This is a genomic window from Butyrivibrio sp. M55 (genome assembly GCF_900116865.1).
GTDB lineage: Bacteria > Bacillota > Clostridia > Lachnospirales > Lachnospiraceae > Butyrivibrio.
In genome coordinates this window covers 12,396-28,758 of record NZ_FPCD01000019.1, presented here as the reverse complement: position 1 = coordinate 28,758, position 16,363 = coordinate 12,396, and the positions used below count along the sequence as shown (strand labels likewise).

Below are 16,363 nucleotides of genomic sequence, written 5' to 3'. Positions count from 1 at the left end.
GCTCCTTAGTCTTCTTTATAATCAGGATTTATAATATCACTCTGAATCATTCCGTCAGAGATTGTAATGATTCGCTTTGCCTGTGCGGCAATACCGGGATCGTGGGTAATTATTATTACCGTTCTTCCCTCTGAATATAGTCTCTTTATTATCTTCATTATTTCCCTGCTCGAAGCCGAATCAAGGTTACCCGTGGGCTCATCGGCAAGAAGTATCGGCGGCGCCTGTGCTATCGCTCTTGCAATCGCAACTCTCTGCTGCTGTCCACCCGACATTTCGTTAGGTCTGTGTGTTTTTCTCTTTTCAAGTCCGACGCTGTTTAGAGCGGCATCCGCAAGGCGTTCTCTTTCTCTTTTGCCCACTCCTCTGTAGATAAGCGGCAGTTCAACATTCTCCATAGCCGTAAGCGACTGGATAAGGTTAAACCCCTGGAAGATGAATCCTATCTCCCTGTTTCTGATGTCCGACTGCTCATCATCCGTCATATGTGATACATCATGTCCGTGAAGGAAATATTTGCCGCTTGTGGGAGTATCGAGACAACCAAGCATATTCATAAGCGTTGATTTACCCGATCCCGACTGTCCGATTATTGCAACAAGCTCGCCTTCACCGATGGTCAGATTTATGTGATTCAGCGCTCTGACCTCATTTTCTCCGGGATTGTATATCTTGCATACATCCTTGATCTCAACAAGTTTTTTCATAAAAGATCTATCCTTTTTTTTGCTGTTCTATAATTACTACGTTCGACGTACCTTATCTGTCGTAGTATAAATTACTACGTCTGCCGAAGTATGTCAAGTATGTTTACGAAAAAAAGAATTATCGCAACTTATTTTATATTACTGGAAAAAGTCTTTTTATGGTATAGAAAAATGCTTATCTTACTAAATTGTAAGATAAGCATTCCAAACATTTATTTGCGTTACAACTCATCCTTTAACCGCACCGGACGTCATTCCCGAGATAAAATACCTGTTAAACATTATGTATATCGTTATCATGGGTATCAACGATATTGCGGTTCCCGCAAGCATAAAATTCCATGAAGACGCCGCGTCACCGGATGATTTTAAGTGCATGATTCCGACAACAAGCGGCATACGCCGTGGATCTGTCATCGTAAACACCATAGGAAGCATGTAATCATTCCATGCACTTCGAAACGATAATATTCCAACCGTCGCTATAAGCGGCTTACAAAGCGGAAAGATGATCCTGTAATATATCCCTGCAAATGAACAGCCGTCTATCTTAGCGGCTTCATCTATTTCTTTTGGTACGGAATTTATGAATCCCCTTGCAATAAACAGGTTCGTGACATTCATTCCAAAGACACGTATGATGACAACACCCCAAAGCGACTTATTCAGATGAAATACCTTCATGATCATAAGAAGCGGGTAAAGCGTCAGTGTCCCAAGTGATACAAACATCGACGAGATCATGAAATAAAAGATAATCTCTTTTCCCTTAAAAGCCGCTCTCGAAAAGACATAGCCGCATATCGTACTTGAAAAAACAGTTCCCACAACACAGAAGAACGCAAGAAATATGCTGTTCCCCGTGTAGGTCTTAAAATCCGCCAGTTGCCATGCCTTTACATAGTTATCTACTACGAACTCCTTTGGAATAAGCAGATTTCCCGTTGTCAGTATGTCCATGTTGCTCTTAAACGATGACATGAACGTGTAGAACACGGGAAAAAAACTTATTACAAAAAATAAACACAGAACAAGATATACAGGGATCTCTCCCAAATATTTCTTAATATGCGCCATGCTGCTCTCTCCTTTTTGTCTACACTATCTCTTTAAGCTTTTTGGTAGCTCTCAGATAAACAACGGTAACCAAACCGAGAAAAACAGCGGTAACGAGCGACATTGCAGATGCATAACCGACTTCGATATTTCTGCCCGACTTGCCAAAGAAGGACTTGTATATGTAGGTCATTACTACTTCCGTAGTTCCTCCCGGCTGACCGTTTGTGCAAGCTATTACAAGGTCGCATATCTTAAGGCTTCCAACAATCGCAACCAGAAGTATCGACTGGAATATCGGCGCGATTACAGGAAATATCACGTAGAAGAATCCCTTAATCCCCTTAGCTCCGTCGATACTTGCGCAGTCATACAACTCCTGCGGAATACTCTGAAGCGCCATAAGGAAAAATATCATGTTTATCCCGTAGTTCTGCCAGACCGATGCAAGTCCCAGGATAAACATCGCTTTCCACTTGGTATTAAACCAGTTTATTGGCTTTGCGATCAGCCCTGCATTCATAAGAATGGCATTTATCATTCCGTTATGAGATGCAAACAGAAGCGAAAATATAAGTCCTATTATTACCGCAGATATTATCGACGGCAGAAAAAGTGTCACTCTGAAAAAATTCATTCCGCGTATCTTGCGGTTAAGAAGCACCGCAAGCCCAAGTGCCAGCGGAATCTCAACCGCAAGTTTACCCGCAGCAAGCAAAAAAGCATTAAGAAGAGACTGCCAGAAATCCGGATCTCTTTTTATTATCCTGACAAAGTTCGCAATTCCCGTGAACTTACATTCACCAAAACCGCCAAAATCCGTAAATGCATATCTCAAAATGTAAATGATGGGAACATAGCCGAATAATATAAACCCGATAAGGAACGGAGCTATCATCAGCATTGCCTGAACATTGTCACTTTTCATGTGCTTATTAGCAGCTTTATCCCCTTGTGTCATCATATTTTAATCTCTTTCGACTTTATAGTTCGGAGGTGCAACATACTCATTTATGATCTCATCGTCAAGCTGAGCCAGCCCACCGTTTAGCCTCTCATCCAGGTCTTGCAGCACTGTCGCCGCATCTTCCGAATACCCTCCGGAAAAGAGCTTTGTAAGCGTCTCCCTCGCCGAAAGTCCCTCATAGGATATAACACCCTTAGGGTCTGCCATTCGGATGATAAACTGATTTCCCTGGAACGTAGCAAATTCTTTCCAGCCTTTTACCTCAGAATCCGCTGCCATATCGAGCACTTCTTTTCTGTAAGGAAGGTACATTCCCTTCTCATACATTTCAACAAGATTTTCATCCGCATAGAACCACTCAAGAACGCGGGCAATCTTTGAAGTATCTTTTGCATCGAGCGATTTCTTTGCAACAGCCAAAAGATCTACCGGCGTTACCATCTCTTTGTACCCATATCCCGAACTGTCAATTGCCGGCGGATCACATACAACCCAATTGCATTCTGCGGGGAACTGCTCTGTATATACCGCAACGTCAAAACTTGCCGCCATAGCGATGCCGACCTTGCCTTCAGCGAACTGCGCTCTTGCAGTATCCGCATCCATATTTTCATATCCGGGGAAAACACTTCCGTCCTCGATCATTCCGAGAATGTTCTCGATAATGGGAAGACCGTCGGAATATCTGTATGTTCCGCTTACGGCATCATATCCAAAATGTCCCAAAGACGCAGACGCAACACTGTAAATATAATGATCGAGCGTCCATCCGCTCTGAAGTGCGAGAAAATATCCATATGCATCGCCGTTTGAAGCATCCGTGATCAGCTTTGCATCTTTTCTTACATCATCCCATGTCTTGGGATACACGTTTATTCCGGCTTTATCAAAAAGATCTTTATTTATGATCATCTTATATGACTGAAGGCTGTAAGGAAGCGTATATACTTTGCCTCCAAATATCTGATCGCCTATAAGAAGATCATCCTCATCATACTTTGAAAGAAGCGAGTCGCTCCCCTTAAGTTCGGATATAGGAACGGCATATCCCGCGCTCACATACTTGGCAAAAGTGTTGGATGAAGGTCTGAACAGATCCGGTCCGTCATTTGCCATAAGCGCTACATTGATAACATCGGAATAGTCCGATCCGTACACCGTATAATCAATCCTGATGCCTTCCTGCTTACCTATCGTATTGTTGAACTCCTCGATCTGAGCATCTCTCACAGACTGTTCATGAGCATTGTCACTCCACACAGTGACTACCTGAACGTCCTCTGCTGCGGCGTTTTCCCCTTCGGAACTTTTTTTAAGCATAGTATTAGCCACATTTCCGCTACATCCGGCAATAAGACCTGCTGTCATCGCCAATGTAAGCATTAACCCCATCGCATTTCTTTTCATAAGCCTGTCCTCCGTATGAATATAAAAAAGATGTGAAAAAAACCATTGAACAATGATAAAAAGAACGAAAAACAAAATCTTATTAGTATTATATTCCGTTTTTTCTTTTATGAACAGTCGAAATATTGCTTTAGACAAGGAAAAGCCGAGCTTTTACGCCCGGCTTTTCGCTATATGAATATAGGATTGTTTTAAAATCCTTTTAATCTCAGATCCTCTACGAGGTTTACATAGAATTCCCTGACATCGAAATCCTTAATGTTTTCGCGGTTAAGGTCAATCATATCACCATGAGATATTCCTCTTTTTCCTTTTGGTTCAAGCATCTTGAAATCACTGCCCCAGGGAAAAGAACTCTCTCCCACAAGTCCGTCGTTTTTTCCGTCAAAAAACTTAACCAGAAGATATGACATATTAAGCGGAAATCTGCCTGCCGTCGGTCTTGTTTGAATCGATCCCACAGACTGATAGTAAACTTCTTCTCTATCGGGAAGTTCCTCATTTCGCTTCTCGCAAGCCTTATGAGTAAGGTCTGTAACAGCACCGATAAAATCGGGATTCACATCACCGAATGTGGCGGCACCTGCATTATAGGCTCTTGCAACGGTAAGCTTTTGTGCTTCGGGGATCTTCTCAAGAAGGCAATCCGCAAATTCGCATCCTCTGTGAGGAGTATTGATAGTTGTAAGAGATGCCACATCCTCATATGCCCCGCACTTCGTGATGGCATATCTCATATCAAGTCCGCCCTTTGAATGAGCGATGACATTGACCTTCTCACATCCTGTCTGCGCCTTTATCTCCTTGATCCTCTTTGCCAGTTCTTCGCCGCTCTTTTCGACAGTAGACGCACTGTTGTGCTCACCGTAAAAAATGGTCGCACCGTTATCAATAAGCTCCTGCGGTACTCTTCCCCAGTAATTAAGATGTTCAAAATCTCTGAAGAACACTCCGTGAACCATCAGAATCGGATACTTTGTCTTACATATCTTATCGTCTTTTCTCTCAAGGTTAAGCTTTATCTTTTTAGTCTCAAACTTAACTTCATCATCTGCGGTCTTAATAATCTTACCCAGCATTATCAGATTGAGTATCGGTACCATTCCAAAGATAATACCGAGAGCTCTCCATTTAATTCCAAGCTGCTTACAGTTTAGATAAACCGTAATTATTCCTACCCAGAAAAGAATTGATTCGACAATGACTATAAGAAGTACCTTGACGATAAACATCGAAGGATCTTCCCTAAATCCGCTAAAACCAAACGGACTTTGAAAGAGGTCCTTCAAATAGTAGCAAGCAAAGGCAAGCGTACTGAGCAAAAAAATCTTGAGAATAGTGTTTCCAGTCTTACAAGCGCGAATTCTTTTCATATGTAATCCCCTTACAAAACTTGTGCCGATTAACAGTTACCTTATTTTGCAAGGATCATCATAATCTCATTGCTTCTTTCAACAAATTTGGTCATTGACTCTGCATCAAGAGGAGCGTTCTGGATTCTTGCAAGATCGTAGAGCTGCTCACAGATCATCTCTGTATTCTTCTCATCCTTATTATCCATCACATACTGAACAAGAGGATGGTTTGCGTTAAGAATAAGTGTCTGACCTTCCGATGCGCCGAAATCTCCCATAGACATTCCGTTCATTGCATACATCTTCATCATATCCGCAAGACGTCTTGATTCCTCAGAGACAGTGAGCATTGAAGACATCTTCTTATCCTTGAGCTTCTCAAGCTTAACGTTAAGCTTGTCGTTCTTAAGGACTTTCTTAAGCTTCTCTGCGAGCTCTTTTTCCTTCTCTTCAAGCTCTGCCGCAACCTTCTTTGATGTCTTACTCTTGAATGTATCTGTAAGATCGGCATCGATTCTCTTAAAGCTGATGCCTTCATTCTTGCTCTCAAGCTGCTGCATGAAAGGAGTATCGATGTTGTGCTTCATAACGAAAGCTTCCATCTTCTGAGCCTTGAACATCTTGATGTACTGACTCTGCTGCTGCTCGTCTGTTACGTAGTAGATTGTACGAGGCTCTTTTTCCTCTTTCTCATCCTTCTTGTCTTCGGACTTATCGTCAACAACTTCAGCCTCAACTTTATTGCCGTTTTCATCCACAGCATCTGCCTTAGCAGCCTCTTCCTCTGCCTCCTTGTTAATCTGAAGGGCTTCGGGAAGCGTGAGGTACTTACCGTCAAGGTTCTTAAAGAGGATGTAATCGTTCATCTTCTCGCAGAACTTATCGTCCTTAAGGCAACCGTATTTGATGAAAGGACTGATGTCATCCCAGTATTTGTCATAGTTTTCTTTATCTGTCTTGCAAAGTCCGGCAAGCTTCTCAGCTACCTTCTTGCTGATGTACTCAGAAATCTTTTTAACAAATCCGTCGTTCTGAAGCGCACTTCTTGAAACGTTAAGCGGAAGATCGGGACAGTCGATCACACCCTTTAAGAGCATGAGGTACTCAGGAATAACTTCCTTGATGTTGTCCGCGATAAATACCTGGTTATTGTAAAGCTTGATTGTTCCCTCGATTGACTCAAACTCCATGTTGATCTTAGGGAAATAAAGGATACCCTTTAAGTTAAACGGATAATCCATGTTGAGGTGAATCCAGAAAAGAGGCTCCTTATAATCGCGGAACACCTTTCTGTAGAAATCAAGATACTCCTCATTTGTACAATCCTTGGGAGTCTTAGCCCAAAGAGGATGTGTATCGTTAAGAAGCTGAGGTCTTCTCTTAATCTTGTACTCGAGCTCAGGCTCTTTGTCCTCGCCCTCTTTCTTCTCGGGGTGAACTTCTTCAATGACAACGTCGGAATCAAGCTTCTCGCTTGCCTTGATTGTCTCTGTTCCCTCCTCGTTTTCTCTTGAAAGATATATATCATAAGGCATGAATGAGCAGTATTTTTCTATAACTTCTCTTGCCTTGTACTCGTTGCAGAACTCAAGGCAGTCATCCGACAGATGTAAGGTAATTGTTGTTCCTACCTCTTTCTTCTCTCCGTCAGACATCTCAAAATCAGAACCGCCGTCGCATGTCCAATGAACAGACGCTGCATCTGACTTATATGAAAGTGTATCGATATCAACAGAATCAGATACCATAAATGTTGAGTAGAAACCAAGTCCGAAATGTCCTATGATCTGATCTGCATTAGCTTTATCTTTATACTTGTTAAGGAAATCGGTAGCTCCCGAAAAAGCCACCTGATTGATATACTCTTCAACTTCCTCGGCTGTCATACCGATTCCGTTATCCGTAATCTTAATAGTCTTCTCTTTATCATTGAGCACCACATCAACACGGGGCTTAAAACCTTCAGGAAGTTCATACTCGCCCATCATATCCATCTTGCGGATCTTCGTAACCGCATCGCAGGCATTTGAAATTACTTCCCTGTAAAAAATGTCATGATCCGAATAAAGCCATTTCTTTATTATCGGAAACATATTCTCGCTATTGATTGAAAGATTACCTTTTTTTGAAGCCATAACTCTCACTCCTTTGCATCATTTCAGTATATGCACGGTCTCAGTCTACCACCACCGTACAAATAAAAGTTTAATTCCCCCACTCGCAAAAGTCAATAAAAAATTAGCACTCACCAAACATGAGTGCTAACAAGCCTGCATCGATTCAATCCCCGCCATTTACAGCCTACCACACAGGCACCGCCACACAGATGCATGGCCGAGCTGCTCCGTCGCTTGATTTCATGGGGCTCCCAAATCTGCTCTGCAATTCCATCGGCTCAAAACTCCATTCGGTCCGCCCGATAGCCGGAGCCATAGGCTTATGTTTTTGAGCATTTCACGAGAGGCCACATTTTTATGGGGTTCCGACCGTTTTTCCTGCGCATGTTGAGACGTTGTTTGAGCATCCGGACGCATTTATAAGAATTATAATAGCCCGCCTACGCGGGCGTATAAAAATAAACAAAACCACTCTCGCAAACTTCTAAGCTTGCAGAGATGGTTTTGTTTATTTTTATAGCTGCAAAGCAGCTTATTATAATTCTTATAAATGTGTCCGGATGCGAGTTTAGTCGAAACATGCGCCATAAAAGAAAAACGGTCGGAACCCCATAAAAATGTGAGCCGGAGTGATTGCGAAAAAACATAAGCCTATGGCTCCGGCTATCGGGCGGATCGAATGTCAAACAATGAGCCTAAAAGCGGAATTGCAGAGCAGATTTGGGAGCCGCATGAAATCCTAAGCCCTCTCGCAATGCTCGGCCATGCATCTGTGCGGCGGTGCCTGTGTGGTAGGCTGTAAACGGCGACGCTGTGAACGATGCACTAAGTTTATTCGTATTTGGAGGAGACGTACTCGGAGTAGCTCATTCCGGCGTATTTTTTGAAGCAGCGGCTGAAGTAGTTGGGATCGGGAATGCCGACTTCGGCGGCAGCCTGATACATCTTCACGTTGGCTCTGGCTATCTGCATGGCTTTTTTCATGCGAAGATTTGTGAGGTATTCGATGAAGTTGCTGCCGGTCTCCTGCTTGAATTTTCGTGAGAGGTAACTTGCACTAAAGCCGAAGTGTTGTGCTATGTATGCGAGGTTTAGCTTTGAATCGGCAAAATTGTCCTCAACATATTTTTTTATCAGTTCTGTTGTATTGTTCTCTTCTGCAGACGATACAGCGGGCTCGCTCTTTGGCTCTTCCCAGGTATCGTTTGATGCATCAAGCATCTTTTTTGCCCTCTCAAGAACCTTTGTGATCTCTGTTCTAACCATAGGCTTAAGCATATAGTCAAAGACCGGAAGACTCACACATCTCCTTGCGTACTCGAACTGGTTGATTGCTGTCATTATTATTATTACAAGATTCGGATATCTGTCCGTTGCGGTCTGCGTAAATTCAATGCCGTCCATGAAAGGCATTGAAATATCAACAAATGCTATATCCGGCTTAAGATCGTCAATAACGTTTATTGCTTCTATGCCGCTGGCTGCCTCACCGACAACTTCCATGCCGAGCTCTCCCCAATTTATCGCTGCGCGCATAAGTTTACGAGCCGACTCCTCATCATCTATTATCATAACCCTATACTTTCTGTCCATCACTTACGCCCCTTATTGCCATTTCTTCCGAAATAATAAACTCTATCTCAGTGTATTCCCCTACTTCGCTGTCAATCCTGACAACATCGTTGCTTCCGCAATAAATCCTGATCCTTTCAATGGTTCCCCACAGTCCGAAACTCTCGCCCTCAATCTCTCCTTTAAAATTTCTGTCTGAGTGCAAGATCTTGTCGATCTGATCCTGTGTCATTCCAACACCTGTGTCACGGACTTTCAAATGAAGAAAACCATCTTCAAGCTTAGAACTTATTTTAATACTTCCCTTCTCACCTTTCATCCTGATGCCATGATATATACTGTTTTCCACAAGCGGCTGAAGTATCAGCTTTGGCAGGATAAACTTATTTGTCTTTTCATCTATATCATACTCATCTTCAAAAATATCTCCGTAGCGCAACTTCTGAAGCGCCAGGTAATCCTTAACTATCTGCACTTCCCTTGAAAGAGGTATTACCCTGTCTCCCTTGCTTAGGAAATTCCTGTAAAAACTTCCGAGTACCTCAAGTGAATCATGCACCTTGACCGCTCCCGCATCAAGTGCAAGAAAACCTATTGTTTCAAGAGAATTGTACAAAAAATGCGGCTTGATCTGTTCCTGCAAGACTCTCATCTCAGCTCGTTGAAGAGTCTTTTCCTTTTCGATCAAAGTACCGATAAGCTCGTTGACGTGATCGATAAGATTATTGTAATCGTCCTTAAGCATTTCAAGCTCGCTTGAAGGCATATCAATATCAATGGTCTTAAGGTCACCCGTCCTCTTATTTTTTTCCATTGATTCGGAAAGCTTGTATATGGGATCCGTTATATCGGTCTTGATAAAGATTCCCATGTGAATCGCCAAAACAACAAACACGAGCAAAAGAACCATCAGCACATACAAGATTCCATACGGTATGCCCTCGGTTCCATACTTCGATACTCTCATTATAACGATCGGATAATTATCAACACAGCATGCCGATAAAAGCATGCGCTTGTTATCTACTTTGATATTCTTATTCTTTATCCCGCCAACCGCAAAACCGGGACTGTAATAATTCAAATATCCCTCGTTTCCTGCGATAAAACATCCATCTGCGCCAAGGATACAAATATTATCATAACGAAGCTTATTGAGCATATCCTGAAAAACATTTGACGATATGTTCATCATCATTATTCCGATACGCTTCTGTGAATTGATGTCATTTATTGCCCTCTCAATCGTAACCAGCGGCTTATCGTCGATTCTCCTCGCAACACCGCCACAATTCAGAGTAACGGTTGCTCTTCCTTCGTTGGAATATATGGTATCTCTCCACTCCCTCGAATTCATAAGCGTATCATCATACTCATAGGAAATTCTGTTGGTTGAGACCATTTTCTCGTCTTCTCTAAATGCCATAACAGAATCCACGCCTTCTGCCGCGTTCAATATATCCATCATTCCGTATCTGGCATCATTTGTCATATTTTCATCGACAGCACTTAAATCCGCTTTAAGAAAGGTGACAAGTCTTCTGTCCGTTATAACAAGCCTCGAAACATCCATATAGTTCTTAAGATCGGAACTTATATTATTGGAAAGAGCTTTAAGCACACTTTCTGATTCTCTTATTACATATGCTTTGCGTTCTTTTTCCGTAATGATATATGTCGAGATCAAAAAAGACACAAAAACTATCATTACAATGCCAATCATGGTGCTTCTAAAGCTTGACGAAAGCGTAGTTTTTTTTAACTTATCCCCAACCTGATCGATCATATTTTTTCCCATACCAATATTAATAATTTCATATTGAAAAATATAAATATCAATAAACGCTCTATAAAAAGATACCATTTTTTCGTTCTATTAGCAAAAAGACTCGCCATCATAAGATGCCGAGTCTCGAAATTCAATATTAAATTATAAGCTCACATCAACCCTTAACCGCGCCGGCAATGAAGCTGTCCTGAATCCTTCTGCTTAAGAATACATAAGCAATAAGTGTCGGGAATGTTGCGATTACAAGAGCCGCACCGATTGGGCCCCAATCAGTTGTGTACGCACCTGACAAAGCCTTAATACCTACAGGCAATGTTCTGTGCTTCTGATCTGAAATGAATACGTTCGCAAACATGAACTCGTTCCAGCACTGAAGGTATGCATAGATACCTACTGTTGAAAGAGCGGGCTTCATAAGCGGCATGATGATCTTAAAGAATGTTCCGAAAAGACCACATCCGTCGATAATCGCAGCCTCATCAAGGTCATACGGAATATCTACCATGAATCCCGTACAAATAAGAATCGACATTGAAAGTGTAAAAGCTGAGTAAGGAACAATAAGTGTTGAATACTTATTGAGCCAGTGAAGCTTTGAAAGCACTACGTATACAGGAACGATTGAAGCCTGAAGCGGAATTGTAAGTCCAAGCATAAAGAATGCATTTGTGATCTTACTGAGTTTCCACTTAATACGTGTAAGCGCATATGTTGCCATCATTGCGGCAATAATTGAAATACCTATTGAAATCGCTGTAACAAGTAAACTGTTTACAAAGTACAACGCCATATTTCCGGTGCCCAAAGCTGAGCTATAGTTGGACCACAACCAATGCTTGGGAAGTCCTATGATATTTTCTCCGAAAATCTCATCATTTCCCTTAAGAGAGAATGTAAACATGAAATATATCGGGAATAAATTGATTATCGACCAGATAACCAAGAGTATATATACAAATGTTTTTTTCTTACCTACCATCATTACTTATCCTTTTCCTTAAATGCAGCACTAATTAGTAACGCAAACGCGAAGCACAGAGCAATAAGCATTACAGAGATCGTACTTCCCATTCCGTATCTGTTTCTCAAGAACAACATATATTCGAGCAATGTACTCGGAACTTCGGTTGTCTGATAAGGGCCTCCGTCTGTCAGGATACGAACAAGGTCGTATGTCTTAAGTGAACCTGTAACAGCGAAGATAACACTTACTCTGATAATAGGCTTAATGATCGGGATAACAATGAATCTGTCTGTCTGCCACTTTGTAGCGCCGTCAATCATTGCTGCTTCTCTAAGGTCGGGTGAAACACCTTTAACTCCCGCATACATAAGAAGCATGTGATAACCAACATACTGCCAGATTGTGGGAACAACGATACTTCCAAGAGCAGTCTTGGGATCACCGACCCAAATATGCTGCAAACTCTCCAAATGGATTGCTCCAAGGAATCTGTTCAAAATGCCGTAATCAGGGTTGTAAATCTTAAGCCAGAGCTGACCGATAACAACCGTTGAAATAAGCACGGGCATAAAGAAAACTGTAAGGTAAAAACGCTCGCCCTTCGGTTTTCTTCCAAGTATAAGTGCAAGCAACAATGCAAGCGGTAACTGTATAAATACTGAAAATAGTGCCAATATAAGCGAGTTCTTCAATGAGATCATGAATTTAATAGATCCGTTGGTGAACAACTCTTGATAGTTGGCTAATCCTATGAATGTTCCTTCCGTAAACCCATTCCAGTCAAACAAACTTTTGTACAAAGAAACTGCAATGGGAGCAATTAAAATACTAACGAATAAAAGTAATCCGGGAAGCAGAAATACAAAGACTGCCAGTCCCTTTTTCAACTCCTTATTCCTCTTCTGATTTAACGCACTCTTATCTCTTTCCATACAAAATAACCTTCCAACAAAATACGGTTCCCCCTATGCTTCCCATTGGAAGCACAGGAAGAACCAAAATAAAATCAATTTAGATTAACAAACTCTTCAAAAAAGAATTACTTAATATCCTTAGCAAGACCTTCGATGAATCCTTTTCCATCAATCTGGCATCCATAAACCTGATCAACATATGAAAGGTATGTCTGAGCCTTATCTGCTGCCATAGCTGTATCTCCGAAGAGAACCATGTAATCAGACTTCTGAACGATATCTGCAACAGCCTGTGTAAGAGGATTTACAGAACTTGTGTCACCGTAAGGTGTCCATGCAGGAAGTCCGCAACCATCAAGGTAACCGTAGTGGCAGATAAGCTTACCAAGCTCGAATGTGTAATCAGCAGCTGCTGCAGCGTTAGGTGATGAAGCTGCAACTGCAAGTGTATCAGAAGGTCCACCGATGAGCTGGCCAAGCTTTGACTTGTCAGCGTTGATTACAGGGAACTCACCAACCTTAACCTTAGGTAAGAATTCTGCATTTGCTGCAAAGTCTGCACAGTTCCATGTACCATTCATGTAGAATGCATACTTGCCTGCCATGAAGTTAGCCTTAACTTCGTCGTTTGAAAGACCGATTCCTGAAGGATCGAAGTATCCGTCTTTGATGAGCTTCTGGAATGTATCAACGGCATCAGCAACGTCCTGATTGTTCCATGAATCAGTTCCTGCGAAGATAGCATCAAGTGTAGAAGCACCTGCACTCTTCTCGATGATAGACTCAAGATACTCAGTTACGCACCATGTTTCCTTACCTGCACATCCGAAAGGAATCTTGCCCTTAGCCTTAAGAGCATCACAGCACTTAATGAAATCTTCATAAGTTCCGGGAATCTCATCATATCCTGCTTCTTTGAGGATATCCATGTTAGCGAAAAGACCTACAATATTCATTGTAAGCGGAACACCATAGTGCTTTCCGTCAAATGTTGTGTTCTTAAGCATAGCTTCAGGAAGCTCGTTCTTATACTTCTCGTATGCTTCGTCAAGGCACTGTACCTTTCCTGCGCTTACGAAATCACCAAGGAATGCACATGACCATGTAAAGAAAATGTCAGGCATTTCGTTTGCTGATACTGCAGCTTTGATCTTTGTCTTGTAAGACTCGTTCTCAAAAGCTTCCCAATTAAGAGTTACATTAGGATGATTTGTCTCCATATCCTTAATAGCATTCTCGTAAGACTTACGGTTTGAATCACTCTCTGTAGCAATACACCACATGTTAAGAGTAATAGGTGTGCTGTCATCCAATCCAGCACCTGCTGCACTTGCTTCTGCTCCTGCATCTGCTCCTGCGTCTGCTCCTGCCTCTGTTGCTGCAGCTGCACCGTTGTCACCTGATTCTGCAGGTGCTGAAGCTGTATCTCCGCATCCAACAAGAGAAAGAGTCATTACGCCCGCCAATAACATTGAAACTAAACGCTTCTTCTCCATTTCATACCTCTCCTTCTTAATAATGGTTTTTGGCAGTCTTACTGCCATGATCTATCGTAAACGCGCCATGCGTTTCGATTACGTTGTACCCTCATCCTTCTTGGTCGTGTCTTTCTCCTGAGTCTTAACTAAAGGCCAGGGATAATCGATTGTAAGTTTCTTGCCGTCCAAAGAATAATAGAAAGTCGCATCCGGAATAGGTGCATCATACATAAGTTTCACACTGGAATTTGCTTCATCCACTGAATAGTGGCCGTAGAAAGCATCCTCCTCGCTAAACTCCAACTTAGGCGCAGGTAAAAATCTGAAAACATTGTTACCGCATGCCCAATTCCCAACAATTCCATCAGGATCCCCTTCATCCTGATAGTCATAAACCGATGCTATATAAAAAACCATTTTTTCATTATCCATGTAGTATCTGTGCTCTATCGAATTACCATCCTTATCGGTAAGGGTGATGCTGTCATCATCCTTCACATATGTATAATTCTTACCTTCGCAAACAGCCTTTCCGTTATCATAAAGAGCAAGATACTCTTCACTTGGCTCATAGTCCTTTGCCCAGGATTCGATTTTGTTTGCGGAGCCGCAACCGGTGGGGATAAGCATCACCATAATCAAAGCAAGTATAATATAAGTCTTTTTTAAATTTTTCATGCTTACCATCACCTCGGTGTAATTTTGATACTACTGATAATAATATAAACGATTAAGTAAATATTCTGAACATATTTTTTTTACTTCATCAAGCACTTTTTTTACTTCTTGACCATAAATCATAGAATTTTCATGTTTTATTTGTGCATATTGCCATTGGTAGCGCTTCCATTTTGTCTAAAGTGGATAAAAATAGACGTATGATTCTTACCAAAGTAAAAATCATACGTCATTTTGACATCTCTGTTAAATTATCACTTTTTCGGAAAATATTTCTGATAGACTTCCATAAGTCCCTTTGCGGTAACTTCAGGATCCTTTCCTACAGTTACGCTACTCCAAAGCTTTTCGTTGAGCTGTTTGTTTAAAGTTGCGACAAAACTGTCATACTTCTCACCGAAAACTTCACGCTTTCTCTCCTGAACGATCTTAACCTTGTTGGCTTCAGTCTCCTCAAGATTGAATTTACTGATACACTTGATTATCGCATAGCCTTCGCTTGTCGCAAAGACACTACTAATCTCTCCGCCTCCGAGATTAAACGCAACACTCTCATAATCAGGCTGTTCGCCGCCTTTTCCAAAAGAGAGCTCCGATTTATCGGACTCGTTATATTCCAGCATGAGCTCTTCGAAACTTGCTCCCTCATCTTTAAGCTGTCTGTATATTTTGTCAGCTTTTGACTTGGCAGCCGCCTTGTCAGACTCATTGAATTCCACCTTGTTTCCGTTAGCATCAAGCGAATACGTCTTTATCAAAATCTGCTCAATCGTTATCGTTCTGGCTTCGTCATCGCTTATCTCGGGATTTATATCTTTGATGATGTCGTTGTAAAGCTTGTCTGCAAGAGCCTGATCCTTGTATATACCCGCAATGTCTTCCTGCGTTATACCATCCATAGCCGCAATATCGGCTTCTGAAAGTGTGGCATAATACTCAGCCGCTGCTTCTTCAGCTTTTTTGTTCTCTTTGTCATCAAGTACAATTCCATTATCCGCTGCCAAAATATCCATTGTCTTGATCTGAGCAATCTTCGCAAGAACAGAGTCTTTTAACCTGTCCTCAACTGTCTCGCTTCCGGTCTCGCGCCCCCATATCTCTTCTCCAAAACTTGCCTCATAACCCTCCTGGGTATTTATGAGATACGCCTTGGCCTCCTTGAGAGTGCACACCGAATCTTCTATCCTGAATACTTCATCCTTTGCAAAACCCGTGGTAAAAACTATCTTTACAGGCTTTTCGGATGATCCGCATCCTGTTATAAAAACAAAGGAACAGGCGGCGACCATTGCCGCAATTCTTTTTGCAATTTTTTTATTGTTAAGTCTACCGCTCTGCCTTTTGTTTTCCACTCTTTTT

The 16,363-nt window shown here is 41.8% G+C and carries 13 protein-coding genes; all 13 read right to left on the bottom strand.

The features are described from left to right. Window positions 1–5: 5 nt before the first annotated feature. The 13 genes from BM398_RS14885 to BM398_RS14825 all read right to left on the bottom strand — a co-directional run bounded on the left by BM398_RS14885 (window position 6) and on the right by BM398_RS14825 (window position 16,356). A complete protein-coding gene (locus BM398_RS14885) occupies window positions 6–707 on the bottom strand; it encodes an ABC transporter ATP-binding protein (protein WP_092338766.1) in 702 nt (233 codons plus the stop codon). A gap of 228 nt (window positions 708–935) precedes the next feature. After that, window positions 936–1,784 (bottom strand): carbohydrate ABC transporter permease, encoded by an 849-nt coding sequence (locus BM398_RS14880; protein ID WP_092338763.1) that lies wholly within the window; start codon window positions 1,782–1,784, stop codon window positions 936–938. A 19-nt stretch (window positions 1,785–1,803) separates the two neighbouring features. Continuing rightward, a complete protein-coding gene (locus BM398_RS14875; RefSeq protein WP_242949828.1) occupies window positions 1,804–2,727 on the bottom strand; it encodes a carbohydrate ABC transporter permease in 924 nt (307 codons plus the stop codon). 3 nt (window positions 2,728–2,730) lie between these two features. Then, complete coding sequence (locus BM398_RS14870; protein WP_092338761.1) at window positions 2,731–4,137, bottom strand: ABC transporter substrate-binding protein; 1,407 nt, start codon at window positions 4,135–4,137, stop codon at window positions 2,731–2,733. A 191-nt stretch (window positions 4,138–4,328) separates the two neighbouring features. Beyond that, window positions 4,329–5,510, bottom strand: a complete 1,182-nt coding sequence (locus tag BM398_RS14865) for an esterase/lipase family protein (protein ID WP_092338759.1) — start codon at window positions 5,508–5,510, stop codon at window positions 4,329–4,331. Between the two features lie 41 nt (window positions 5,511–5,551). Continuing rightward, window positions 5,552–7,627: a molecular chaperone HtpG gene (htpG, locus tag BM398_RS14860; RefSeq protein WP_092338757.1), complete on the bottom strand. Its 2,076-nt coding sequence runs from the start codon at window positions 7,625–7,627 to the stop codon at window positions 5,552–5,554. Between the two features lie 813 nt (window positions 7,628–8,440). Beyond that, window positions 8,441–9,202 carry a response regulator gene (locus tag BM398_RS14855; protein ID WP_092338755.1) on the bottom strand — a complete coding sequence of 254 codons (762 nt, stop codon included), beginning with the start codon at window positions 9,200–9,202 and terminating at the stop codon, window positions 8,441–8,443. Further along, window positions 9,186–10,967, bottom strand: a complete 1,782-nt coding sequence (locus BM398_RS14850) for a cache domain-containing sensor histidine kinase (protein ID WP_175531972.1) — start codon at window positions 10,965–10,967, stop codon at window positions 9,186–9,188. Before BM398_RS14850 ends, BM398_RS14855 begins: the two co-directional genes overlap by 17 nt. Before the next feature lie 157 nt (window positions 10,968–11,124). Beyond that, window positions 11,125–11,952 carry a carbohydrate ABC transporter permease gene (locus BM398_RS14845; protein ID WP_092338751.1) on the bottom strand — a complete coding sequence of 276 codons (828 nt, stop codon included), beginning with the start codon at window positions 11,950–11,952 and terminating at the stop codon, window positions 11,125–11,127. After that, the gene (locus tag BM398_RS14840) at window positions 11,952–12,866 is read right to left on the bottom strand and encodes a carbohydrate ABC transporter permease (RefSeq protein ID WP_051199223.1); all 915 of its coding nucleotides are present in this window, start codon (window positions 12,864–12,866) and stop codon (window positions 11,952–11,954) included. The genes BM398_RS14845 and BM398_RS14840 overlap by 1 nt, the downstream gene beginning before the upstream one ends. 107 nt (window positions 12,867–12,973) lie before the next feature. Continuing rightward, window positions 12,974–14,344 carry an ABC transporter substrate-binding protein gene (locus BM398_RS14835; protein ID WP_092338749.1) on the bottom strand — a complete coding sequence of 457 codons (1,371 nt, stop codon included), beginning with the start codon at window positions 14,342–14,344 and terminating at the stop codon, window positions 12,974–12,976. 78 nt (window positions 14,345–14,422) lie between these two features. Continuing rightward, window positions 14,423–15,004 carry a hypothetical protein gene (locus BM398_RS14830; RefSeq protein ID WP_092338747.1) on the bottom strand — a complete coding sequence of 194 codons (582 nt, stop codon included), beginning with the start codon at window positions 15,002–15,004 and terminating at the stop codon, window positions 14,423–14,425. Window positions 15,005–15,258: 254 nt separating this feature from the next. Continuing rightward, a complete protein-coding gene (locus tag BM398_RS14825) occupies window positions 15,259–16,356 on the bottom strand; it encodes a peptidylprolyl isomerase (protein ID WP_242949827.1) in 1,098 nt (365 codons plus the stop codon). Between the last annotated feature and the right edge of the window lie 7 nt (window positions 16,357–16,363).

Excerpts from the sequence above, each read along its gene's own strand:
- BM398_RS14885 (WP_092338766.1), bottom strand. The coding sequence starts at position 707 with ATGAAAAAACTTGTTGAGATCAAGGATGTATGCAAGATATACAATCCC.
- BM398_RS14880 (WP_092338763.1), bottom strand. The coding sequence starts at position 1,784 with ATGGCGCATATTAAGAAATATTTGGGAGAGATCCCTGTATATCTTGTT.
- BM398_RS14875 (WP_242949828.1), bottom strand. The coding sequence starts at position 2,727 with ATGATGACACAAGGGGATAAAGCTGCTAATAAGCACATGAAAAGTGAC.
- BM398_RS14870 (WP_092338761.1), bottom strand. The coding sequence starts at position 4,137 with ATGAAAAGAAATGCGATGGGGTTAATGCTTACATTGGCGATGACAGCA.
- BM398_RS14865 (WP_092338759.1), bottom strand. The coding sequence starts at position 5,510 with ATGAAAAGAATTCGCGCTTGTAAGACTGGAAACACTATTCTCAAGATT.
- htpG (WP_092338757.1), bottom strand. The coding sequence starts at position 7,627 with ATGGCTTCAAAAAAAGGTAATCTTTCAATCAATAGCGAGAATATGTTT.
- BM398_RS14855 (WP_092338755.1), bottom strand. The coding sequence starts at position 9,202 with ATGGACAGAAAGTATAGGGTTATGATAATAGATGATGAGGAGTCGGCT.
- BM398_RS14850 (WP_175531972.1), bottom strand. The coding sequence starts at position 10,967 with ATGATCGATCAGGTTGGGGATAAGTTAAAAAAAACTACGCTTTCGTCA.
- BM398_RS14845 (WP_092338751.1), bottom strand. The coding sequence starts at position 11,952 with ATGATGGTAGGTAAGAAAAAAACATTTGTATATATACTCTTGGTTATC.
- BM398_RS14840 (WP_051199223.1), bottom strand. The coding sequence starts at position 12,866 with ATGGAAAGAGATAAGAGTGCGTTAAATCAGAAGAGGAATAAGGAGTTG.
- BM398_RS14835 (WP_092338749.1), bottom strand. The coding sequence starts at position 14,344 with ATGGAGAAGAAGCGTTTAGTTTCAATGTTATTGGCGGGCGTAATGACT.
- BM398_RS14830 (WP_092338747.1), bottom strand. The coding sequence starts at position 15,004 with ATGAAAAATTTAAAAAAGACTTATATTATACTTGCTTTGATTATGGTG.